This is a genomic window from Paenibacillus sp. FW507-14B1B (assembly GCF_058781425.1).
Window position 1 is genome coordinate 1,495,947 of sequence record NZ_JBYSWS010000001.1, and the last position, 24,197, is coordinate 1,520,143.

Annotated in this window: 24 protein-coding genes; 4 read left to right on the forward strand and 20 right to left on the reverse strand. The window is 42.7% G+C overall.

Going from position 1 to position 24,197, the window contains the following annotated elements; all coding sequences use genetic code 11:
* From AC3WJJ_RS07210 to AC3WJJ_RS07235, 6 genes are all read right to left on the reverse strand, one after another.
* Positions 1-951 carry an ABC transporter permease gene (locus AC3WJJ_RS07210; protein ID WP_492539212.1) on the reverse strand — a complete coding sequence of 317 codons (951 nt, stop codon included), beginning with the start codon at positions 949-951 and terminating at the stop codon, positions 1-3.
* Between the two features lie 4 nt (positions 952-955).
* Entirely contained in the window at positions 956-1,888 is a 933-nt protein-coding gene (locus AC3WJJ_RS07215; protein ID WP_422660362.1) for an ABC transporter permease, read from the reverse strand.
* A 193-nt stretch (positions 1,889-2,081) separates the two neighbouring features.
* The gene (locus AC3WJJ_RS07220; RefSeq protein ID WP_492539214.1) at positions 2,082-3,746 is read right to left on the reverse strand and encodes a peptide ABC transporter substrate-binding protein; all 1,665 of its coding nucleotides are present in this window, start codon (positions 3,744-3,746) and stop codon (positions 2,082-2,084) included.
* Between the two features lie 148 nt (positions 3,747-3,894).
* Positions 3,895-4,269 carry a DUF3397 domain-containing protein gene (locus tag AC3WJJ_RS07225; protein ID WP_492539216.1) on the reverse strand — a complete coding sequence of 125 codons (375 nt, stop codon included), beginning with the start codon at positions 4,267-4,269 and terminating at the stop codon, positions 3,895-3,897.
* A gap of 2 nt (positions 4,270-4,271) precedes the next feature.
* Positions 4,272-5,243, reverse strand: a complete 972-nt coding sequence (locus AC3WJJ_RS07230) for a ketopantoate reductase family protein (RefSeq protein ID WP_492539218.1) — start codon at positions 5,241-5,243, stop codon at positions 4,272-4,274.
* 137 nt (positions 5,244-5,380) lie between these two features.
* Positions 5,381-6,028: an RsfA family transcriptional regulator gene (locus AC3WJJ_RS07235; RefSeq protein WP_422660358.1), complete on the reverse strand. Its 648-nt coding sequence runs from the start codon at positions 6,026-6,028 to the stop codon at positions 5,381-5,383.
* Between the two features lie 344 nt (positions 6,029-6,372).
* Between AC3WJJ_RS07235 and AC3WJJ_RS07240 the strand changes: the two genes are divergently transcribed.
* Both AC3WJJ_RS07240 and AC3WJJ_RS07245 read left to right on the forward strand, forming a co-directional pair.
* Positions 6,373-6,609, forward strand: a complete 237-nt coding sequence (locus tag AC3WJJ_RS07240) for a DUF2626 domain-containing protein (RefSeq protein ID WP_379249930.1) — start codon at positions 6,373-6,375, stop codon at positions 6,607-6,609.
* A gap of 211 nt (positions 6,610-6,820) precedes the next feature.
* The gene (locus AC3WJJ_RS07245) at positions 6,821-7,933 is read left to right on the forward strand and encodes a coiled-coil domain-containing protein (RefSeq protein WP_492539220.1); all 1,113 of its coding nucleotides are present in this window, start codon (positions 6,821-6,823) and stop codon (positions 7,931-7,933) included.
* Between the two features lie 38 nt (positions 7,934-7,971).
* On the opposite strand, the gene AC3WJJ_RS07250 is transcribed toward AC3WJJ_RS07245, so the two are convergent.
* The 8 genes from AC3WJJ_RS07250 to AC3WJJ_RS07285 form a co-directional block, all read right to left on the reverse strand.
* Complete coding sequence (locus AC3WJJ_RS07250) at positions 7,972-9,210, reverse strand: extracellular solute-binding protein (RefSeq protein ID WP_492539222.1); 1,239 nt, start codon at positions 9,208-9,210, stop codon at positions 7,972-7,974.
* A 200-nt stretch (positions 9,211-9,410) separates the two neighbouring features.
* Positions 9,411-10,742: a PhoH family protein gene (locus AC3WJJ_RS07255; protein ID WP_422660355.1), complete on the reverse strand. Its 1,332-nt coding sequence runs from the start codon at positions 10,740-10,742 to the stop codon at positions 9,411-9,413.
* 216 nt (positions 10,743-10,958) lie between these two features.
* Entirely contained in the window at positions 10,959-11,411 is a 453-nt protein-coding gene (locus tag AC3WJJ_RS07260; protein WP_492539224.1) for a pyridoxamine 5'-phosphate oxidase family protein, read from the reverse strand.
* A gap of 76 nt (positions 11,412-11,487) precedes the next feature.
* On the reverse strand, positions 11,488-12,567 hold the full coding sequence (locus tag AC3WJJ_RS07265; RefSeq protein WP_492539226.1) for an LCP family protein: 1,080 nt from the start codon (positions 12,565-12,567) through the stop codon (positions 11,488-11,490).
* A 144-nt stretch (positions 12,568-12,711) separates the two neighbouring features.
* Positions 12,712-13,008, reverse strand: a complete 297-nt coding sequence (locus AC3WJJ_RS07270) for a YlaH-like family protein (RefSeq protein ID WP_492539228.1) — start codon at positions 13,006-13,008, stop codon at positions 12,712-12,714.
* A 70-nt stretch (positions 13,009-13,078) separates the two neighbouring features.
* On the reverse strand, positions 13,079-14,920 hold the full coding sequence (gene typA / locus AC3WJJ_RS07275) for a translational GTPase TypA (protein WP_422660351.1): 1,842 nt from the start codon (positions 14,918-14,920) through the stop codon (positions 13,079-13,081).
* A gap of 144 nt (positions 14,921-15,064) precedes the next feature.
* A complete protein-coding gene (locus AC3WJJ_RS07280; protein WP_492539230.1) occupies positions 15,065-15,574 on the reverse strand; it encodes a hypothetical protein in 510 nt (169 codons plus the stop codon).
* Positions 15,575-15,757: 183 nt separating this feature from the next.
* Positions 15,758-16,420, reverse strand: coding sequence for a TerC family protein (locus tag AC3WJJ_RS07285; protein WP_492539232.1), 663 nt, complete (start codon positions 16,418-16,420; stop codon positions 15,758-15,760).
* 129 nt (positions 16,421-16,549) lie between these two features.
* Between AC3WJJ_RS07285 and AC3WJJ_RS07290 the strand changes: the two genes are divergently transcribed.
* Positions 16,550-17,236 carry a TerC family protein gene (locus tag AC3WJJ_RS07290; protein WP_492539234.1) on the forward strand — a complete coding sequence of 229 codons (687 nt, stop codon included), beginning with the start codon at positions 16,550-16,552 and terminating at the stop codon, positions 17,234-17,236.
* Between the two features lie 73 nt (positions 17,237-17,309).
* On the opposite strand, the gene thiI is transcribed toward AC3WJJ_RS07290, so the two are convergent.
* From thiI to AC3WJJ_RS07320, 6 genes are all read right to left on the reverse strand, one after another.
* Positions 17,310-18,548: a tRNA uracil 4-sulfurtransferase ThiI gene (gene thiI, locus AC3WJJ_RS07295; protein WP_492539625.1), complete on the reverse strand. Its 1,239-nt coding sequence runs from the start codon at positions 18,546-18,548 to the stop codon at positions 17,310-17,312.
* A 13-nt stretch (positions 18,549-18,561) separates the two neighbouring features.
* Positions 18,562-19,713, reverse strand: a complete 1,152-nt coding sequence (locus AC3WJJ_RS07300) for a cysteine desulfurase family protein (RefSeq protein ID WP_492539236.1) — start codon at positions 19,711-19,713, stop codon at positions 18,562-18,564.
* A gap of 118 nt (positions 19,714-19,831) precedes the next feature.
* Positions 19,832-20,569 (reverse strand): lytic transglycosylase domain-containing protein, encoded by a 738-nt coding sequence (locus AC3WJJ_RS07305; protein ID WP_492539627.1) that lies wholly within the window; start codon positions 20,567-20,569, stop codon positions 19,832-19,834.
* A gap of 138 nt (positions 20,570-20,707) precedes the next feature.
* Entirely contained in the window at positions 20,708-21,091 is a 384-nt protein-coding gene (locus AC3WJJ_RS07310; RefSeq protein WP_492539238.1) for a hypothetical protein, read from the reverse strand.
* A gap of 42 nt (positions 21,092-21,133) precedes the next feature.
* The gene (locus tag AC3WJJ_RS07315) at positions 21,134-21,358 is read right to left on the reverse strand and encodes a DUF1540 domain-containing protein (protein WP_422660345.1); all 225 of its coding nucleotides are present in this window, start codon (positions 21,356-21,358) and stop codon (positions 21,134-21,136) included.
* 153 nt (positions 21,359-21,511) lie between these two features.
* Positions 21,512-22,018, reverse strand: a complete 507-nt coding sequence (locus AC3WJJ_RS07320) for a YpuI family protein (RefSeq protein WP_492539240.1) — start codon at positions 22,016-22,018, stop codon at positions 21,512-21,514.
* A gap of 249 nt (positions 22,019-22,267) precedes the next feature.
* On the opposite strand from AC3WJJ_RS07320, the gene AC3WJJ_RS07325 reads away from it, so the two are divergent.
* Entirely contained in the window at positions 22,268-24,151 is a 1,884-nt protein-coding gene (locus AC3WJJ_RS07325; protein WP_492539242.1) for a S8 family peptidase, read from the forward strand.
* Positions 24,152-24,197: the final 46 nt, after the last annotated feature.

The following is a 24,197-nucleotide window of genomic DNA, read 5'->3' on the forward strand; positions in this document are numbered from 1 at the left end:
CTATTTTTTCAGTTTCGGATCCAGCGCATCACGCAGTCCATCACCGAAAATGTTAAATGCGAGCATCGTCAAGCTGATAAAGAGAGCTGGGAACAACATCCGCCAAGGATAGTACATCCAGCCGGATAGTGCATCGTTGATCATTGAACCCCATGATGCAACCGGTGCTTGGACACCCAGACCGAGGAAGCTGAGGAATGATTCAGCGAAGATCGCATTTGGTACAGACAACGTCAATGTAACAATAATTGGACCCAGTGCATTAGGAATCAAGTGGCGGAATAACAGTCTTGGCGCACCTGCACCCATCGAACGAGAAGCAAGCACGAACTCTCTGTTCTTCAGCTGCATGATTTCGCCCCTGACAATCCACGACATGTTAATCCAACCTGTAATCGTTAAAGCGAGTATGATCGTACCTAAACTTGGCTCAAATACGACCAGAAGCAGAATAGTAACCAAAAGATAAGGGATTGAATATAGAATTTCAGCAAATTTATTCATGAACTCATCGACACGACCACCAAAGTAACCCATTACACCGCCATAAATGACACCGATCATGAGGTCAATTGCCGCAGCAGCGAGTCCAACGATCAAGGATATTCGAGCGCCCATCCAGGTACGGACGAACACGTCACGTCCCAGATCATCGGTACCGAACCAATGCTCCGAAGAAGGCGGCATGTTCGTGTTCATGAGATCATTCGTTTCATAGTCATAATGTACCATCATCGGTCCAAAAATGGCCATGAAGACGATCATGATCATAATAATTAAGCCGGTCATGGCGAGCTTGTTCTTACGCAATCTTTCCCAAGAATCACGCCATGCCGACAAGCTTTCACGCTGAATAACTTCAGATTGTTTCTCATCTACACCAATTTTTTGAAAATCTTCGGGTGTTAAGTTTTGCGCCGCGGGATGCGGTATAGTCTGTTCTGTCGCCATGATGTTAGCCCTCCTTCCCGCCACTCAGTTTAATACGCGGATCTACTAATACATAAACAATATCGGTTAAGAAACGAGCAAGCATCAACAGGATGCCGTAGAAAATAGTAATTCCCATAATAACCGTGTAATCACGATTTGTAATACTATCAACAAACTGCTTACCAATACCGCCGATGCCAAAGATCTGCTCAATAACAACGGAACCTGTAATAATATTTGCTGTCATGGGACCCACATAGGTTACGACAGGTAAAATACCATTTCGGATAACATGACGGAACATGATAGCGAACCAGTTAAGACCTTTAGCTTTAGCGGTTTTAATATAATCTGAGTGAAGAACTTCAAGCATACTCGAACGAGTTAAGCGTGCGATAAACGCAATCGGCTGGGCAGCAAGTGCCATTACCGGAAGTACATAATCAAGCGGACCGTCAAACCCCATTACGTTAAACAAGCCTGCTTTTTCACCAAGCACGTATTGAAGCAAGGAAGCAAGCACAAAGCTTGGGACTGCAATTCCTAAAACGGAAACAATCATAGCGACATTATCAATTAATTTTCGATGATAGAGGGCTGCCAACATACCTAGCAGTACGCCGACTATAACCGAAACAACAATCGCGATTAGTCCTAATTTTAAAGAAGGTGCAAATGTCTCAGTAATAATATCTGTTACACTTTGACCTTGTTGCTTCATCGATAATCCAAAATCACCTTGTACGATATTTCCTAAATATTTCGTGTACTGCTGAAAAATCGGTTTATCCAGATCATATTGCTCCATCAACCTCGCCAATATTTCAGGCGACGGCTTCTTTTCCCCCATGAATGGATCACCAGGTATGGCTTTCATGAGAAAAAATGTGGCTGAGATCAATATGAACAACGATACAAGCATGTAAAAGAACTTACTCGCTACATACCTCAGCATCCCGCATCCCCCTTGATGTATTGTTCTATGCTCAATTCTAGTTTTATTGTAATAAACACGAGAACGAATAATCAATTCTATAAGTTCCACCAATTAAAACAAGATTTGGCAATGTCAACATAATATAAAAAATCGGGATATATATGAGGGAATTCCCCACATATATATCCCGAAACGCAACCTCTAATTAAGATTACTCAACATATGCGCGTGTAAAATCAAGATCCCCTTTGAAGTCGATATTAATGTTCTTCATCCAAGGTTTAACCAATGAGACGCTAGAGTAGTAATAGATTGGCATAACAATTTGATTGTCCTCAACCAAGATTTTCTCAGCTTTAGCCATAAGTTCCATACGCTTAGCATTATCGCTAGTTGCGTATGCTTCTCTTACAAGTTTGTCATACTCTTCATTTTTGAAGCCGGTGTCATTGTTTCCGCTACCGGAAGTCCACATATCGATGTAAGTCATCGGATCGTTGTAGTCAGCGCCCCAACCGGAACGAGCCACTTGATAATCCAAGTTTGTACGGTTCTTCAAGAACACGCCCCACTCTTGGTTCTGAACTTTCACGTTAACACCCAGATTGTTCTTCCACATATCAGCAATCGCCAAAGCAATCTTCTTGTGGTTATCATCGGAGTTATGAATCAATGTAACTTCTGGCAAAGTAGTGTAACCCTTTTCCTTCATCCCTTGTTCAAGCAATTTCTTCGCTTCTGCAAGGTCCTCTGTGAAATAGGAATCCGCTACTTCTTTACGATACTCGTCTTTCTCACCTTTAATACCTGGAGGTACGAAACCGAATGCAGGTGTTTGTCCACCTTGTGTAATCTTCTCAACAATCGCTTGACGATCAATAGCCATAGCAAAAGCTTTACGGATATTCACATTGTCAAACGGCTCTTTCGTTGTGTTGAACACATAGAAGTAAGTAGAAGCTATACCTTTGATTTTAAGCTCGTTCGGCATTTCTTTCTTAACGGCTTGAAGCTGGTCTGTTGGAATGTTTCCTACAGGGTGTCCGGCATAGTCTAGCTCATTGTTACGGTAACTAGAAAGCTCTGTAGCAGAGCTGTTTACGATACTCATCACTACTTTTTCTAGTTTGATGGATTTGTTATCCCAATATTGGTCGTTTTTAGCCAATTCGATCTTTTGACCTTTCGTAATCGATGCGATTTTGAAAGGACCATTCGCAATGATCGTATCTGCTTTTGTCGCCCATTTATCGTTATCTTTCGCCGATTGGTGAATCGGATAATATGTTTGGAATGCTGTTAGACTTAGGAAATATGGTGTTGGGTTCTCAAGTGTAACTTCCAGCGTGTAGTCATCTGTAGCTTTCACGCCAACTTCGTTAGCATCCTTGACCTCACCCATGTTGTATGCTTCTGCATTCTTTATGTAATACAGTTGGTAAGCATACGGTGGTGCAGGCATAAATTTAGGATCCAATACTCTCTTCCAAGCGTATTCAAAATCCTTAGCCGTTACCGGATCGCCATTGCTCCATTTAGCGTCCTTGCGGAGCGTAAACACGTACTTCAGGCCGTCCTCTGAAATGTCCCATTTCTCAGCCACACCTGGTACTGCCTCACCTTTGTCGCCTTTACGTGTCAAGCCCTCAAATACAGCATTAATGATCGTATTCGAGTTATTGTCTTGAGACTGTCCTGGATCCAATGTAGGAGGCTCTGATGCGAGGTTCATACGGAAAATTTGCTCTTTCGGTTTCCCGTTGTCCCCGGTTGCGCTCTGGTCATCGTTCTTGTTGTTGGATCCGCATCCGGCCAACACAGTACCGATGGCAAGAATCAGCGTCAATAGTAGTAAAAGACTTCTGTGTTTCTTCATCTTGCAGTTTCCCCCTCATAGATTTTAGGTATATGCTAATCGATTATACAACCAGTGGTCAAAAAAATCCATAAAAACCCCGAGAGAAATATCTCCCTGCGAGGTTTAATGACACATGATTGTAAATGTTTTGTTCAATATCATGCCCTTACATCACTTTAAATATGTTAAGTATAATGAGAGAAAATGTAAATATTATGTAACTAATGCTCGTTGTTACGAATGCCAACCGCCATACTGCACGAAATAATCTTTTCCCATCAACCTGTCCCTTCCAACGGTTCTGCGCTCCGCCAATCAGCCCTGCCGTTATTAATAACAGTAACAAAATTAAATAAAATCCAAATTTAGACTGGAACAAAATGTTAAAAAGAGCGGAAACAGAAAAAACCAAAAACAAAGTGGTTACATCCATCGCAAGCCTCATAGCTTGCTTCTTATCTTTTTTTCGCAGATAGACGAACAAATAAATCAGAACAAACGGTATGATTGGAGCCACACTCATAACAATAAATAAATCCATTCTCACGCCTCCTTCACATGAATACCTTCTATCAGTTTCCATATTAGACGGTGAGCAGGCGTTGGCACCCCCTTACTCTCGCCCATACGAACAATGCTTCCATTAATTGATGTAACCTCTGTGGTACGTCCTTCTAATACATCCTTCAGCATAGAGGACGTGTTACGAGAAGTGGATTGACACACCTTTAGAATCTGTTCCCATAAATCGGAATCCCAAGGTATCCCGCAAGCTGTATAAACTGTAATCCCCTCTTCATAAAGTTCCCTCATGAACGCAATACGCTCTTCCGATTCAAGAAGTGCACCATTAGGGATCCGCCATAGAGCTGTTAACGGGTTAATCACAGCATTCATTAACAGTTTCCGATAGATCATGCCATCCAAATCATTCGACAAAAAAACCTCAAATCCTGCTCTTTCCAAAGACGCAGCAAGTGCTTTTTCTGATTGTCCAGTCTCATGGCAGTATTGTTTTCCTTCGATAGAAGACGTCCCTGTCTGTCCGATCCAGGTAGAACCGGCACCCGCATGTATTACTTCGGTCTCTCCCACTCGTTTTGCTCCCTCGGTCGTGATAGCTGCAAATAACGACCAGTTAGGAAGCATTCGTTGTAGTTGTTCCATGTGCCCCGTTCCATTCTGAAAGCAAATCAATTTTCGTTTCATGCATGAATACGGGGACAGAAGTTCCCTAGCGGCTGTCTCGATCCCCGTTTGTTTTACCATCAAAAAAATAAAATCGTGCTCCCCTGGACCACTTTGCTCATGGAACTCCGTAATCGACTTCGCTTGAAACAACTCGCTGGAGATCTGAATCACTTCATCTTTCTCTTCTATGGTTATTCCATTTAATCGCAGTTGTTCGGCTTGCTCTGTACTACGGCACCACAAGACTACATTAGACCCACTAGCTGCAAGTCTACCTCCGTACAGCAATCCAAGTGAACCTGCACCAATAATATGTATAGTCATCACATAAACCTCCGTTGCTGGTGTTTCATCTTAGCTTTTAGTATATATCAGAACAATAGACAAAAATACAAATAACCCGTTCTGGCGCCTTATAAATGCGCTTAGAGCGGGTTATTTATCCCATGCCTCAAGTATGACTACTCAATGCGTTCTAGATTACCGTTGGCATCCATTTTGAAGCGGGTCTTTAATTCTTCTTCCTCTTCATTGAGAAATGCCAGTCTTCTAGCTCTGTCCATAATCTGAATCAATGCCTTATAGTCATCGTTGACTACGTGATAGTCCGTCTTCACTTCACTAACTTCTTTTAATAGACGGGCATTCTCACTACGAAGCCTACTCAGCTCTTCATCCTTCTCACGCAAGTTTCTCTCAAGAACCTTGTACTGACGTCCACTTTCCTGCAATCCACCCTTCCATTGACGCAAAAAACGGATTACCGCATCGATGGAAAGCGTTTCTTCACTAGCACCCTCACTCTTATAGCTATCATGGTCGAGTTCGGCATGAGCCAAGCCTGCTACTTGTGGAACTGCGGCTGTTTGTTTCTTGTAGTAGCTTCGTTTCTGACGCTGAGATTTTGCCAAACTAATGGCATCCTCATATTTCTTACGCACACAGCTGTTCCATCTGAAACCACAGGCAGCTGACGTTCGGCCGATCCGTTCACCGACTTCTTCAAACGCTGATAACTGTGTACTTCCTTCCCGGATATGACGAAGAGTCACCTCCGCTAAAATCAGATCATCCTCCGCGCTCCATGCATCCTGTCTCACTGCTGACATACCATAAAACCCTCCTAACGACATCCTAAAATAACCGTCTTCAATACCGTATTATTCGGTTGCTGAATAAGGTATAAAAGCTGCTTAATTCATTCCTATGCTTCTCATAGAGTTCATAGAATCTATTTGATACTAAAATGTATTTCCATTTTGAATAAATAACATACGTTTTCGGTGGTATTTGTGTTAAAAATGCAAAATAAGCGTATTTTCAAGAACAAAAGTCACACGAATTCGAAATTTAAGGAAATATTCGTCAGTTAGGCGTTTACACGATTTTACCAGAACGTTATAATGTACATAGCAATAAGCATTGTCCGTACATATGAGAGGAGGATACGATCGTGGCACGCATGTTTCGAGTACTCGGTTTTTTCACCCTGACCATCGGTTTGATGGCGTTTGCCGGGGACATGGTTGAAATGGCTTTGCTTTTCTTCCTGCAGACAGCGTTTTTCGTGATCTTGGGATATCTGAACTTCACGGAGAGAACTTATATTCTTCTCTTCTGGGCTTATATGATCGTGACCTTTACCGGTTTCAGTTATTGGACGATCTTTGAAATGGGCTTACCAGTCTAACATCCCAGTGTAGGAAAACAAGTTAAAAAAGCGATCAGGCATTCTTTTGCCGGTCGCTTTTTTAATGCGCTTTCAAAGAAATAAATATATCGAATTTATTAATAAGGAAGACAAGGGTTGATATTTGAGTCTTCCCCATCATATATTGGTTAACAATGAGAGAATGCCTATTCCTTAATTAACAGATCTTTTTGCCAAGGGGGATACCCGTTTGATTGCGCCTAAACCACGGCTACGGCTATACATATTGATTTCGTTATGCTTTTTTCTCATTTCACACTCCATTACTGGGTCAAAATCCGTATATGCTATCGCGGACACACCAGATATCCAATCGGAAGAAGCAAGAAAGCTGCTAGAGGACAGTCTCTCGATTGTGGAAATTGATCATGAGATTGAACGGATTGCAAGTAAACAGAAGGAACTTGAACAAGTGCAGCAGTCATTAAAGGCCACAATCTCCGAGCTAGAACAACATATCGAAGAACGCCAAGAACAGGCAGGAGTTGTCCTTCGTGCTTACTATATGGGTGAGCGTGAAAGCTTACTGGGCCTTCTATTATCTGCAAAAAGCTTAACTGAATTTTTTAGAATTCTGGACTTTTACGATCTGATTATACAAAATGACCAAAACGTCCTTAAAGCCTACGACCAGCAATATAAAGAATTAGTGTCAGCTCAGACCGAAGCCGCCCGAACTTCAAGTCAGTTGATTGAAGTTAAAGAGCGTCTTATGAAGCAAAGAGAGCGAGTTCTTGCCCTAGAGAAACAAGTGGGTGGAGCGATTGCCTCCAGCAGCAATCCTGAAGCGATGACCAAGTTGATCGAAGAGTTCACATTGTACTGGGAGAACGTAGGTATGTATGAACTCAAGCGTCACTTTCAGGCATTGGCAGATGCCATGAACAATCTCCCGGACTTTATTCAGAGTAGTAAAAACATGCTGAAAACCAACGGTAAAGAGTATTCCATTAGTATTCATGAAGATGATCTCAATCAATTCCTTCGATCTCAGAATGAGATTTTTAACACTTTTGCATTTCATTTTGACAATGGGAAGATATCCGCAGAGGGTAAGAGTGGAAATTTATCACTACTTATTGAAGGAAGATACACCATCATTAATGATCCCGAGAACGCCATTATGTTTCAGATAGATAAGCTTGTATTTAACCGACTGGAGCTACCTGATACGACACGTGAAGCACTTCAAAATGAGTTCGACATGAACTTCTATCCCAAGCAACTCGTATCTTTCCTAAAAGCTACCGAAGTCAATACAGCCGATAAATTACTATTGGTTAAGTTAGAACTTGATATGTAAAAAAGAGAGCTACCGGAGTCGGTAGCTCTCTTTTTTTATTAGGGGGATGCCGTCTTGTATTGCTCCAAGAACTCCTTGATCTTCATACGGCCATGGAGAAGGTCACTAACTGAACTTGAATATGTACCAAAGCCATCGTCTCGCCCAAAGTTCAACCTCATAGCTTCATCATGTTCCATCATGGATGTAACCTGCTCAATAATTTCCCTGTGCTTACTATGATTGATAGCGCTATCAGTATAGTTATCAATCATAGATATAGCTGTTAGATTACCAGTCGCCTCAGTCCATGCTAGTACAGCATCTTTCGAAGTCATTTTAGCAATCCACGCCATTGCAAGCGAAGAAGATTCGCTTTGTGCAGTCACTGCAAAACTCCGTGATTTTATGATAGGCTGCATGGAATTCGAGTTATTACTAACAAGTGTCAGCTGACTACCTTCAGGTAGATAACGACCTAATAAGGAATATGCACCAATAACGACAGATGCACTACCGCCTTCACTTCTCTCCGTACTCGCTGCTATTGCTCCCTTGGTGTCTATGAAATTAATCCAGGAGTCTCCCACTGAAGGAGCCAGCATCGAAATCACTTCTTTATTAGGTTGCGCTGGATCGCCACCTAGAGTAGATACTACCGACGCGAAAGCATACGGATCTTCGGGATCTAAAGCAAACACAGGTCTATCCCCGTTATTATTCTTATATTCAAGCCAAGCTTTCCGATTAGAGGGCAATTCAGATTGATCTCCTTCAGGGCTCCAGAGAAGTACGTATGGGTCCATATCAAATGGAATCCCCCATTGGTATCCATTCCACTGAACAGGAGGTAGAAGTCCGCCAAGAAGCTGGGAATCAGGGACAACCGTTTGTGAGGCGTCAATCGGAAGTAAATAGCCTTTGACCGCTAAAGAATTTATCCATTGACTGTCTACTAATAAAACATCTGGGCCTTCACCCAAGTTCATCTGTCCCATCAAACCGGCTTCATTGGATTCTAAAGATTCCATTGGAATGATCTCGACAACAGCACCAGTTTCTTTCATAAACGCTTCATTCATCTGTTTAAGCTTATCTAGTTCATCACCATTCACCTGCACAGCAATTTGTATTGGACCTAGATCACTCTCTGGCGTGTCCGGTGTCTGTGAAGGGGGGATAGGATCTTTCCCCGGTGTATGATTGCCTACATTCTTAGTAAATTCAAAGCTTGGAGATAGGCTGGTTAAAGACAGAAGTAATATGGCAAATAAAAACCAATAGTTTTTCCGTTTCATACCTTCTCCACTCCTTTTTGAGCCTTGTCCTTATTTTACCAGACTTATAGGGCTCTTGTCCTACCTTTTTTCATAGTTACATAAGACCATTTTTTTCTAGATTAGAATTCTTCCCCTCGGCACCTGCAAAAACAGCCCACTGCAGCTTTTCAGCTACAGCGGGCCTCATTATCATGATATCATTTCCCGGAAAATAGTACTTACAGCAAATCTGCTGCTAACTGAGCCAGCTTGGATCTTTCCCCTTTAGTCAACGTAATATGACCACTGAGGCCCTCCTGCTTAAATCGTTCAACCACGTACGTTAAGCCATTACTAACGGCATCCAGATAAGGATGGTCAATCTGTTCCGGGTCGCCCATTAGAATAACTTTACTGCCTTCACCTGCACGAGAGACAATGGTTTTCACTTCATGTCTTGATAAATTCTGAGCTTCATCTACGATAATAAATTGCCCCGGAATAGAGCGCCCGCGAATATAAGTAAGAGCTTCGACTTGAATACTCCCAAGGCCCATTAAGATTTTATCAATATCGCCTGACTTTTTCGTATCAAATAAATACTCCAAGTTGTCGTAGATCGGTTGCATCCAGGGACGTAATTTCTCATCTTTTTCACCTGGTAAATATCCGATATCTTTTCCCATAGGTACAACGGGCCGAGCAATCAACAATTTTTTATATTTATGGTCATCCTCAACTTTGCACAGACCAGCAGCTAATGCGAGCAGTGTTTTGCCGGTACCCGCCTTTCCTGTGATGGTCACAAGCGGTATATCATCGTTTAACAATAGTTCAAGTGCCATGCGCTGTTGAGCATTACGTGCGGATATTCCCCATACAGGATCATTACTTAAATAAAGAGGCTCAAGCCGTGTCGCATCCGTGCTGACACGTAATAGCGCAGACTTTCCAGTTCCCATCTCATCTTTTAGAATAACAAATTCATTAGGGTAAAGTGTATATGGCAATTGAAGTGGCTTGATTAGTAAAAAACGATAACTGTAAAATTCATCAATTACAGAAGGATGTACCTTAAGTGTGGTGTGGCCTCTATACAACTCACTTGGATCCGCTGTTCTATCAGACAAATAATCTTGAGCAGTAACGCCAAGCACATCTGCTTTGATCCTTACGAGCACATCTTTGCTCACCAAAATGACAGGTCGTGGATCATCTTTAGGGTCTTCCTCTAATTTATAATTCAAAGCGACAGCCAGAATCCGATTATCATTCGAGGCCTCGCAAAACATCTCCTGTACCTTAACAAAGCTGCGGTGGTTCAGCTCTACCTTGAGTCTGCCTCCATGATCTAGAGGAACACCATCATGAAGCTGTCCCTTTTCCCTTAATCCGTCGAGCAGACGTGATACGGAACGAGCATTCCTCCCGAGTTCATCAGCGTTTCGCTTCTTGGAGTCGATTTCTTCTAGCACGACTGCAGGTATGACCACTTCATGCTCCTCAAATGCAAAAATCGCATTGGGATCGTGCAGCAGAACGTTGGTATCCAGTACAAATATTTTCTTCATCGTTTCCCCTCCACTGCTCCATCATTACAATCCACCACTTTGTTCGAAGAATACTCCGCTCATTAACGTTCTATGCCCATCACCTCCCTTTCAGAATTACAAGGGGTTTATTTGGTAACCCAGCAGTTTATGACAGATTGCTAGCTCTAGCGACAGTGATCGTATGTTTTTACAGCATTCTTCATGTACATACAAAAAAGCCTAGTGATCATATCACTAGGCTTTTCTCATCGCAGCCAAAACTTGTCCGTCGAGCTTTTCCGCTGCTTGTTCGTCATATATTTTAATAAACTCAGGAGAAGCGGCAAGTTGAATACCATGAAAGAGTGCATTTCGAACAAATTCAACATGAATGTCGAAGCAACACATATCAAAAGGAACCCCATCCAGCGGATCCTGCCGAACTTCAGCACGACCACTAATAGCAATAACTTGTTCATTACAGAATACCGTCACAGAAGCAAGCGGATTACGCTTTAAATTGACAACGAGCCGTGAACGGTGATCGATTGCCAGCCTAAGTGTTGATTCATTCACAGGATAAATCCATGACACAACACTGGAGGTCGGACCTCCGGATTCAGCATCCACAGTATTCAATAGGATAAATGATTCTGGCTGCAGCTTCTTCATCAATGCTTCCGTTAATTGCGTAGCGGGTTGGGACATCACACCGGCCTCCTGTACAATGAACGTCTATTCATTACATTGTATTATAGCACAGGGTAAAACTTGCCTTCAATTGTCACGACTTAGGCTCAGAATCCGCATTTGTCTCTTCTGACTCGCGCACATGCTTGCCGGCCAATTCATCTTTCAGTGCCTGCTTGGCATTCTCAAGTTCTTCGTTATTAATGTATACGAAAGGACTTCGCCATTCGCCTGTAACCGGCATGAATTTCACATCTTGTTTATTGATGTCAAAATAGGCTTTGATCATATTTTTAACCTGATCTTTTTCAATGTCCGTTGTCATATTATCGTCTACCGCATCCAGAACTTTAAATGCTTTAGTCGCTCCACCAAACGATTTCATTCGGTCAATCAAGGAGTGAAGTACTTCACTTTGACGAGCGTTCCGATCAAAGTCATTGGATTCTTTGGTTTTTGGGCTACAGTTTGATTTCCGATAGCGAACATAATCCAGCGCCTGTTTTCCATCTAACTCTTGTGGGCCGGCCTTTAGATTAATATCTGTTCCATCCACGGAATCCTTATAACACATATTGTACTGAACATCTACACTGACACCACCTAAGGCATCAACAACATCCCTAAAACCTTGGAAATCCAGAACAGTTACGTAATCGATTTCGACGTCAAGATACTTACTAAACATCGTTTTCATCTGCTCTTCCGCTTTGATTCCACTATCCTTCTCTTGTCTTTTGAAGGCTCCATAGAATGCATTTAGCTTCTGATTTGACTTATATCCTTCCAACTGGATACTCGTATCCCTCGGTAAAGACACCATTGTAGCAGAATTCGTATCCGGGTTCATCGACACAACCATCATCACATCCGTCAGATTCGTCCCCGATTCAGGGCGATGATCTGAACCTAGCAACAGCATCGTGATCGGTTTCACCGTGGCAGCTTTCTCTGGAGGTACCGGATTGTTATTCCCCGTGTCCAGAACCCCGTTCTCCGCTTTGAAATATAAACTCCCAGCATAAACGGCAACACCCAATACGGCCAACAAGACAAGAATTAATATAAATTTAAAAAATGATTTCACACCGCTTGGCTTTTTACGAGGCGGCTGCTTCTTGCTCTGCCCCCCGGTTTTCGCTCTCGGAGGAAGATTACTATGACCTGAACTCATAATCATAACACCTTTTTTCTCAATTTAGATGAAGGTCCGATAAACACACCCAAAAAGGTGTATTTATCGGACCATGTGTACTTCTCTCTCTTATAAACGAGGGTGACTGGCAAAAAGTTGCCGGATCAACCTGCAGCTAGTAAATTAGCGTGTCTTCGGCTCCGTCTGAGATTTTCTCTTCTGACGATCCTCGACAAAATAGCGAATTCGAACCATCAGCATCAGCGCTACCGCTACAAGCAAACATTGGATTATAGGCAGCTTGTCCACTTGGAAAATGAGCAGCATACCCGAACCAAGTGCCATTAAGATATACAGGAGAACTTCTTTCAAAAGCGGAAGCTTCTGTTTCACCCGAAATACCTTGTTGTACACGTACGTAATCAGCACAAAAATGATGATATAGGAAACGATCGGATGCGCGGCAAACCACGATTGCATAATAGGTTCACTCCTTTACGATAGGAAACACATTCAGCTACTTCAACCTTAATAGAAAATACTCTCTCTATTATAGATTGGCTTGCGCCATTTTACGATGTTTTTCTGCACGCTCACGTTCACTTTTATTCAGAATCTTCTTACGAAGACGAACAGACTTCGGAGTAATCTCACAATATTCATCGTCATTCAAGTATTCCAACGCTTGTTCCAAAGAGAAAATACGTGGCGTCTTCATCTTAACTGTATCATCTTTTGTAGCGGAACGAACGTTAGTCAACTGCTTCTCTTTACAGATGTTTACCACAATATCGTTATCACGAGTATGCTCACCAACGATCATACCTTCGTAGATTTCGGTACCTGGTTCTAGGAACAATGTACCGCGATCTTCAACAGACATCATACCGTAGAATGTTGTTGAACCATTCTCTGTAGAGATAAGAACACCTTGGTGACGTCCGCCAACTTGTCCTCCATGAAGTGGACCGTAGCTATCGAACGCATGGTTCATAACACCATAACCACGTGTCAATGTTAGGAAGTGTGTACGGTAACCAATCAATCCACGAGCTGGGACCAAGAATTCAAGACGAACTTGTCCACTGCCGTTATTAATCATGTTAACCATCTCAGCTTTACGTGCACCCAGACTTTCCATGATTGCTCCTGTGCTGTCTTCAGGTACATCAATCAACAAGCGTTCAATCGGTTCCATTTTTACACCATCGATCTCTTTAACAATAACCTCTGGCTTGGAAACCTGTAACTCATAACCTTCACGACGCATGTTCTCAATCAGAATCGTAAGGTGAAGCTCACCACGACCCGATACAATAAAAGCATCTGGGCTTTCTGTTTCTTCTACACGAAGACTGACATCCGTTTCTAGTTCTTTAAAGAGACGTTCGCGCAGTTTACGGGAAGTAACCCATTTACCTTCACGTCCTGCAAACGGACTGTTGTTAACAAGGAATGTCATTTGTAGTGTAGGCTCATCGATCTTAAGGACAGGAAGCGCTTCAGGATTCTGAGGATCCGCAATCGTTTCACCAATGTTAATGTCCTTAATACCTGCTATAGCTACGATATCACCAGCACCCGCTTCTTCGATCTCAATACGCTTCAAACCTTGGAAGCCAAACAACTTCTCAATACGGGCTGTCTTGGTTGAACCATCACGAGTCATAACGGCAACGGATTGCCCTTGCTTGATAATACCGCGGTTAACACGACCTACCGCAATACGACCAAGGTATTCGTTATAATCCATCAGTGTCACGAGGAATTGCAAAGGCTCGTCCACTTTCTCCTTAGGAGAAGGAATGTGCTCGGTAATCGTTTCATAAAGAGCAAGCATGTTATCATCTTGCTTCTCTGGATCTAGACTAGAAGTACCATTAAGTGCTGATGCATACACAACAGGGAACTCCAATTGCTCGTCATTAGCGCCAAGCTCAATGAACAAGTCCAGAACTTCATCTATTACTTCCGCCGGGCGAGCTGCCGGACGGTCAATTTTGTTAACAACAACGATCGGCGTCAGGTTATGCGCAAGTGCTTTACCTAGCACGAACTTCGTTTGAGGCATACATCCTTCATAAGCATCAACGACTAGCAGTACGCCGTCAACCATCTTCATGATACGTTCTACTTCACCACCAAAGTCAGCGTGACCCGGTGTATCTACGATATTAATAAGGAAATCCTTATAAGTAATCGCTGTGTTTTTTGCCAAAATAGTAATACCGCGCTCACGTTCTATGTCATTAGAATCCATTGCACGTTCCTGCAAAGTTTCGTGTTCCCGGAAAATACCGGACTGTTGCAGTAACTGGTCGACTAGTGTCGTTTTACCATGGTCAACGTGGGCAATAATTGCAATATTGCGAATCTGATCTCTCGATTGCATAAATATATCTCAAATCCCTTCTCTTCGAATAAACCATCAAAATAAGCGCCAGGGCGTTAATGCCAACCGACGCTTCAACATAACCACTATTTTATAGGTAAACGGATATAGAAATCAAGTCTTTTCAGAAAATTTCCAGTAATATTACCACCCTTTAGACCATTTTCCACCCTTCGTCCGTTTACGCCCATAAATAAGCCATATCCCGATTGCAATGAGGACAAGAGCAATGATGTAAAGTGCCCCTGTATAGAGCCAGGTAAATATTAAGATTACAGCAGAGAGTAACGTAAGTCCGAGTGCTATCGGTAATACCGCTGCAGGACGAGGTGTTTCATACATGTAATACTCATACAACCCTACAGCAATACCGAGAATAAGCAGCGGCCACAAAGAACCCATCAAACTCCAACCCCAAATACTGCATATGAGGAACAATAAACCATAAACGGTCAAGATCCCGGCGGGAATCAAGATAGCGGCTGAAGCGCGCCGGCCAAAGAACAGTACATGGAGAATCAGTCCCGGAATGAGAACGAGAAGCGGCCAGAAAGTACGACCTAAAAATCCGAATACACCAAGTTTACCGAGCAGAATGACAACACCAGCTGCAACGATAAATACACCAAGCATCAAATCTTTTTTGGAGGACATCTCATCACCCTCTTCACTTAATATATAGCGTCACTGGCTGCATAAAGAATAAAGCTGTTACATTAATTTTATCCGAAAGCGACAAAAAAAACCACACATCGAGCTTGTCCCCCAAAAATTAACGTTTACACTCGACTCCAAAAAATATACCTGACAAGTCAACTTGTCAGGTATATAAATCATTTAGGCTCTCTTAAGGTTGATGTTCTTCATCCCACTAATGCTAATGACCAAGAGAGCTAATGCTATGGGAAGGAGATGATGATATTCAGGCAGCCAATAAGCAAGAATAACTCCCGTCTTCGAGTCCTGAAGTATCATCTCCCCCGCTGTATAAGCCAAAATGCCAGCCCCGATATATAGCAATAGTGGAAATTTTTGAAGGAGTTTAGAGATTATACCGCTTCCCCATACGACAATTGGAATACTAATAACAATACCAATCATTATTAATGCCAAATCACCATTAGCGAGTCCTGCAATGGCGAGTACATTGTCTAGACTCATTACGAAATCAGCAATTAATATTGTATTTACGGCCCTCCACATTGATGAAGTCTCAGAGACACGAATCTCATTCGAATGCTGTTCGGCTAGCAGCTTGAATGCAATCCATAACAGGAGCAGTGCTCCACCAGCCTGTAGATAAGGAACCTTTAGAAGTAGCACAGCGATTACGGTAAGAAGACAGCGTAGAATAACTGCTCCGAATGTACCAATCCATACCGCTTTTCTCTTATTGGGCTCTGGAAGATCTCTGCTCGCCATTGCTATAACCAAGGCGTTGTCACCGCTTAGTACCAGGTTAATGATCAATATTTGCCCTAACAGCCATATCGTCTCCACTAGACAACCCCTCCCCCTCTACACATATGATTCATACAGCCCCGCTATGCTTGCATGTGCGAAAAAATAAGCCTATAATAGATCCACTTTGTTTTAGGTGAACCCGTAACTTTAGAGGAGTGACATAACATGGATACTGCAACTTCGGATTTCTTACTGTCATTATTCAGCATTGTGTTTTTGGACCTTGTACTGGCCGGAGATAATGCCATTGTCATCGGGTTGGCAGCTCGGAACCTTGAAGCATCCACTCAAAAAAAGGCAATCATTTATGGCACAGCAGGTGCGGTAGTCCTTCGAATTATTGCCACAATACTCGTAGTTTGGCTGCTTAATATTCCATGGCTTATGCTAATTGGAGGAATTTTACTTATCACGATTGCGTACAAGCTGCTAACTGATGAAAATGATCAGTCGGACATTAAAGCTGGAAAAAGTCTTGGTGCCGCCATTCGAACTATTATTGTTGCTGATGCTGCCATGGGTTTGGATAACGTATTAGCTGTTGCTGGTGCAGCAAAACATAATAATCTGCTCGTCATTATTGGTCTTCTAATCAGCGTCCCTATCGTCGTCTGGGGTAGTACACTGTTTATAAAACTTATCGATCGATTCCCTTGGATTATCTATTTAGGAGCTGCAGTCTTGGGATACACAGCCTCCTCTATGATTACAGATGAGAAACATTTTAAAGTATTTTTTGATACACACCCACTGGTTCGCTATCTCTTTATTGCAATGATCATCATTGGCGTTATAACTGCAGGACACCTCAAAAAAAGAGCATCCAAGGTGCGGCGTGAGCAAGCATCTTGAATTTTCACCAAACTAAAAAAGGACTTCACTGCCCATCGGCAGTGAAGTCCTTTTTTGTCTTCGCAGGTCTTTTCTAGAACCATTCTTCTTTTACAACTTCATCCTGACTCTCATTATCGCCTTTAGTCATCTGCTTTCCGTTCTTTAGAATGATTGTCTCTTTATTCTCAACCGCGATCTGGAGTTTCTCCGGTAAATCAACAAGGGAACTTTCTATACTCTCCACAATCCGCAGATTAGGATTGGTCGTAGGCGATTTCGGCACGAACAATGTGCAGCAATCTTCGAAAGGGAGAATCGACGTCTCGAAAGTTCCAATTTCCTTCGCCAAGTTAATAATGTCATTCTTATCCATCATAACCAATGGGCGAAGTATAGGCAGGTCAGTAGCTTTACCTATAACATTCATACTAGGTAAAGTCTGACTTGCTACTTGACCAAGACTGTCCCCTGTTACAATCGCAAGTGCATTTTCTCGTTCAGCAATCATCGTCGTAATGCGAAGCATAGCACGGCGCATAAGTGTAATCATTAGATTATCCTGACCAAGGCCAGTAAATGATGTCTGCACATCGGTAAATGGAACCAAATGAAGCTTAATTCTCCCAGCATAATTGGACAATATTTTGGTAAGTTCAATAACTTTATCCTTGGCTTGCTGACTTGTGTACGGATAGCTGTAAAAATGCACACATTCAACCTCAAGCCCTCTCCGCATGGCAGACCAAGCGGCTACTGGACTGTCGATGCCTCCGGATAGTAGAAGCATTGCCTTTCCGTTCGAACCCAGCGGATATCCTCCCACAGCGGGCACGGCCTCATGGAAAAGATAGGTTAGATCTTCACGAATCTCAACCTTGAGCTCAATTTGTGGGTTCTTTACCTGTACTTTTAATTGTGGATAGGTTCGAAGCAGAGGTGAGCCAATAAGATGGTTCATCTCGTGAGAAGAGTGAGGGAACTTCTTCCACACACGTCTAGCATTCACCTTAAAAGTCGTATTATCCGAAAGTTGAGAGTGCCCAATAAAGTCCACGGCTGTTTCGATTATGGCATCAAGCTCGGAAGGGCAGACTCTTACAGGGCTGATGGATACAAGTCCAAACACTTTCCGTAGTACCTCTATCAATGCATCCGGAGATTCCCCGTTCAACTCTACATACATTCGTCCATATTCCTTAAGAATCTTCGCTTTAGGAAATGGTCTTATCACAGACTTTACATGATTAAGCATAGATTTCTCGAATCTATTGCGGTTTCTTCCTTTCAAAGTAAACTCTCCAAAACGGAGAAGCAGCATGTCATAAGTAATATTCACAATGATGTTACCCCCTTTTTACAGTTAAGGGACGAAGCTTCTCGACAGACTGGTGAAGCGCATGGATCAAACGAATGACATCGTCCTCTGTATGCTCCCAGCCCAGACTGATACGAATCCCACTTGCAGCTAATTCCTTGTCCTTACCCATAGCAGTTAAGACCCGACTTGGTTCACTATTCTTGGATGAACAGGCCGACTTTGTCGACACGAGCATCCCTAGTTGCTCCAGGGTATGGACCAATACTTCAGGCTTCAGACCAGGATATGAGAAATGAACAATGTGAGGCGCCCCTTGACTGCTACTGTTCAGTACGAAATCTGGTATACTGCGAATTTCCTCCAAGAGTAAATTACGCAACTTGCCTATTTTATCACAAAATTGTTCCTGATGCTCTTGGGCTAATCTCATCGCTTTTGCTACAGCTACCGCTGAAGCAACATTCTCAGTTCCCGGTCGTTGTCCACTTTCCTGAGAACCTCCAACTAACAATGGGAATAATTCAACACCTTGCTTCACATAAAGGATACCTGCTCCTTTTGGCCCTTTAAACTTATGGGCGGATAATGTGTATAGATCGACCTTCCAGTCTTTTAGGGATACCGAGAGCTTTCCAAACCCTTGCACGCCATCCACATGGAATAATGTACGATGGTTCCGCTCTTTAATTATGCTACCAATCTCTGCTACCGGCTGAATTGCACCGGTTTCATTGTTTACATGCATTATACTTACCAATACCGTATCTTTTCTTACAGCTTCTTCAAGCTTCTGGAGATCAACCACACCCGTTTCATCAACTGGCAAGTATGTGACTTCCCACCCCAGACTCTCAAGCTGCTTAAAACATTCGTAAACCGATGGATGTTCCGTTGTTGTAGTAATCAGATGCTGTCCCCGTGAGCGGTATTGCATTGCAGCACCTTTAATGGCTATATTATTCCCCTCCGTTGCTCCCGAAGTGAATACAATTTCTGACGGCTGCATTTCAAGCGCTTCTGCACAGACCTCACGAGCCCGCTTCAATAACTTGGCAGCATCTTCCCCAGCTTGATGAAGGGCAGATGGATTACCATAATGCTGGTTCATAATTTCTGTCATCGTGTCCACAACTTCTTTGTGTGGAGGTGTCGTAGCAGCGTGATCCCAATAAAGCATCTCCATAAATCCCCTTTCTGTTAATCACAAAAGGATCAAACGGGTAACCGGAATTGAGCACTTAGCTCACCGTATACTCCCCGTTTGATCCTTCTTTTAGGCATGTATCATTCAGAGGCTAAGCCTCATATTTCTCACGCGCATTCATTACTTTACGGATATAAGCTTGTGTCTCAGCTGGAAGTAGGTGTGACTGAGCCATTAGCTCTTCATCATTCGAAACGCCAAGACGTGTAACCCGAGAAGGTCCCGCATTATATGCAGCCAAGGCCATGGCAATCTCTCCACCAAACTTCTGAAGTTGATAAGATAAGTATTTAGTTCCGCCTTCAATATTCTGAACAGGGTCGAATGAATTGCTAACACCGAGTCCACGGGCTGTACCATCCATCAACTGCATCAAGCCTTTAGCTCCTGCCGAAGACACTGCATTCGAATTAAAAGATGATTCCGTATCAATGACAGCTTTGATCAAAGATGTCGGTACGCCGTATTTTTCCCCTGCGGCTGTAATTAATCCCTCAAAAGCTGATTTGACAGAAGACACTTCTTCACGTTCCTTGACAGGTTCAGCGGACGATACAGACACTGGTTCAGCTGATTCGAGTTCGCGTTCGTTATCCAGCGTCCCAAGTTGTTGCCACAATAAACCGTCTTCCCAAGTAACACCGGGAGCTAACTTTACTGTTGTTCCTGAAGAAATGGAATTGCTGTTATTCATCATGCTCGTTAGTACTGACTCAAAATCTCCACCGTTCTCCACAGTTCCGAGACTTTGCGTCAGGTCTAAAGAACTGCTATTCACGGAGCGCTGTAATTCTACCATACTTCTCGCTGATGCCAGATCAATCTGCATGTCATTCATCACATCTTCCTGTAAGGTTTCAATTTCCATTTTACATCCTTTCAGGACAATCTGCTATACTCTATAGCAAAAAAAGCAGACGATTCACCCTAAAAGCGTGAAAATCGTCTGCTTATTCTCATTATTTACCTAACGGGCAAATGGAATGAGGACAAAATAGCTAATCGTAGCTAAGATACCCAGTCCCATGGACCAAGATCCAAGTGTCCTGCTACCTTGACTGTAGGCATAATAACCAGTGACGGCTGCAACAGGTCCAAGGATCACCGACCACATGAACAATGATGCAATACCGAGCACCAATCCTATATAACCTGCCATGCGGCCGGTTGATTTTTCTTCTACAACCGGATAATCGTCATCATATCTTCTTGTTCGAACATCTGTACCGACAGGAGGAGATACCTCTGAGGCATATTCCTCATAATGTTCTTTACGAGGATAATCCACCCGACTGCGTTTGGTATCAATCACCTTGAGATTATTCTTCTTGTGCTTTTTGCCCTTACCCATGCTGTCACCTCCGTGTGGTTGAAAGACAATTAAAGGACGCCGTTATGCTTTGGGTTTAAATGTTAGGCAGCATGTGGATGAAGAGGTTCCTGCACTATCCTTATGATTGTTAACAAAATCCTCATCTGCAAACTCAGCATTCAGACGGACATTCGCATGTCGGTCAATTTCAATCATGATCATGTCTGCCCGGCACACATTTTGTTCACCCCAATAATTACAGTTGCTTACACTGCACTTAACGTATGGTTTGGCTTCATTGGCCATTAGAATCACCTCATACATATTTTCTCCGCAGTTCACCAGGTGTATTCACGTTATAGGTTGTCAGTAGGTGTTAAGTTACACAAAAAAAGAGATGCCAAATGGCATCCCTTCCTCAGTTTACATTATATTAATAAAATAATTGTTTTCTAAAATTTATGCATGTCTTCTTTCAGACTGCATACGGCGTTCCGTTAAATAATCACTTTCGTAGTAACTTAGATCATCCCGAAGTTCTTCGTAAATTTTCGTAATATCCATGATGACATCTCTTGCAGGGCGAACTGGTTTCTTACGGAATCGAATCGCGTCCTGACCTGTATAAGCATAGCGTCCATCCTCAGAATAGCTTTCATTTTTAGGGTAGAAGAAACTGTTCACACAGCTGTGGTATACACGATACAATTCCTTCTCGGCAAACTCAGCATCGAAATTAGGACGACGCTGGACAACACCGAGCTTCTCGAAGGATACTTCTGAGAAAGTTAACAAGTGGCGAAGATCTGAAAGAAATCCTTTGTAAAAATGAATGGTCTCTTCATTCTGTTCTGCGTCTAATTGAGGCAAGGTGTGTTCATTCAAAAACGATTCCATGATGCTTATTGCGGATTTCAGTTTCTCCCTTGTCTCCGCGCACAGATTCTGAAGATTGTCTGCTGGCATTACGGTTGCTCCCCCTTAAATGGTTACTGACCGCACTAAGCTTAAGTCTACGGCGGTCAAAGATTATGTATTATCCTAACATAAAATACCGCTTTTCGAAATCCCTTATGAATACACTTTCAAGGATTTTTTAGGATAATATTATCCAAAGAAAGGTAATTACATCAATCTTCCTTACAATGGCGAATAAAATAGCTCTCCTCTTCCAACCATAAGAAAAATAAAGTCCATCTGTAAGGAGAAATGAATATGAATTCACGACGCCTATGGAGTATATTGGGATTCGCTGCAGTCTTGGGTTTATTCGTCATTTTCTTATTAACCCCTGATCCCAATCTTCCAGAGTATGCTGCAAAACAAAACGAGAAACCCTTACCAGCCAAAGAAGAAAATCGATTAAAACAGGCAACAATATCAGGTGATTTAGATGCCACGGATCATTTTAGTCGCATGGATGCCAAGCAGCATTTACAGATCATTCTAAAGCATGAAAAGCATCGCAAACCGGAGCAGATTGTAAGATTGGTAAAAGATCACCAACGTACTCACGATCACTTCGAGAAATTCATTTGGTACGATCTGAAGAATCATAAAGAGGAAGAAGTAAACATCAAAAAACCGAAATGGAGCACTCAAGATCAGCAACAGATCAAGGAGCATTTAGAACGTGCACGGCAGAACCTGCAGCAAGGAAAAGCTTATGCTTCCCCACAATTTAAAGCAGCTGGAGAAACCTATTTTGTTATGGCTGAGCCTTCTGAGGATAAAAAATATGGCGCTGCTGCAATGATTAATATGAAAGTGCTAAAGGAAGTAAAGAATCACCAAAAGCGGAATTTACGGATGATTCCTTATCCAAAGGAAGGTAAGTTTAAAGTTGAATCCGTTCACAGCGATACCCTCCGTGATCTTACCGTTAAAACAGGGCATGATAACGCGAATGCAAGTCACTTTTATGAGAATGAAATTGTTATTCGTTTCTCTCAAGAACCAACAGAACTCGAACTCAAACAGATTGCTAAAGAAATATCAGGAAAAATTCCTCGTAAGCTAGGCTATGCCTATGTGTTCAAATCTGACCGGATGGATTATAAATCTCTTCACACCTACTTTGTGGAGAAATGGAGTCCAAAATATGCAGAACCTCATTTTTTGTATTTGACGAATGAGAAGAATGAACCACTGACAGAGAATGTAAATATCCCAAATGATCTTCTGTTCTCTGATTATCAATGGAATTTACCAGCTATTGAAACAAACCGTGGCTGGAACTTGTCCAAAGGGAGCAAAGATGTCATCATCGCCGTTGTCGATACCGGAGTTGATCTGAGCCATACCGATCTGGACGGGCAATTAGTATCAGGGTATAACGTTGTGGACCCGTCGAAGGCACCTGCGGATGACGTTGGTCACGGTACCCATGTTGCTGGCATTATTGGGGCACTCGTAAACAACGGGGAAGGTGTTGCAGGAGTTAGCTGGTATAACAAAATCATGCCCGTTAAAGCGCTAGACGGAAGCGGTTCAGGTACGACCTATGCTGTAGCAGAAGGAATAATATGGGCTACCGATCATGGAGCAAAGGTCATTAATATGAGCCTTGGTAATTACGCAGACTCACAGTTCTTGCATGATGCTATTAAATATGCTTATGACCGTGATGTTCTCCTCGTAGCTGCTTCTGGTAATGATAATACAGAGCGTCCAGGATACCCAGCTGCATACCCAGAAGTACTAGCGGTTGGAGCAACGAATCAAGATATGACCCGTGCAGACTATTCTAACTATGGAGATTATATTGATGTAACTGCTCCTGGAACCAATATTGCTAGTACCTACCCTGGGAATCAATACGCAGCACTCTCCGGTACATCCATGGCAAGCCCTCACGTAGCGGCTATGGCTGGGCTTATCCGATCATTGAATCCGGAACTAAGTAACCGTGAGGTTATGGATCTTATGATATCGCAAGCTGTAGACCTTGGTGAGAAAGGAAAAGACAAATATTTTGGCAGCGGACAAGTAGATGTGTTTCGGTCACTTGAAGCTGCAAGCAATCAGAGCAAACCTCTCCAATTATGGCCAGAGCATGTTCTACAGCGACTCCAACAAGAGCTTCAACGGAACCCGTAAATAACAGAAGTAAAAGCAGCTTTCGCCAAATGGTGAGAGCTGCTTT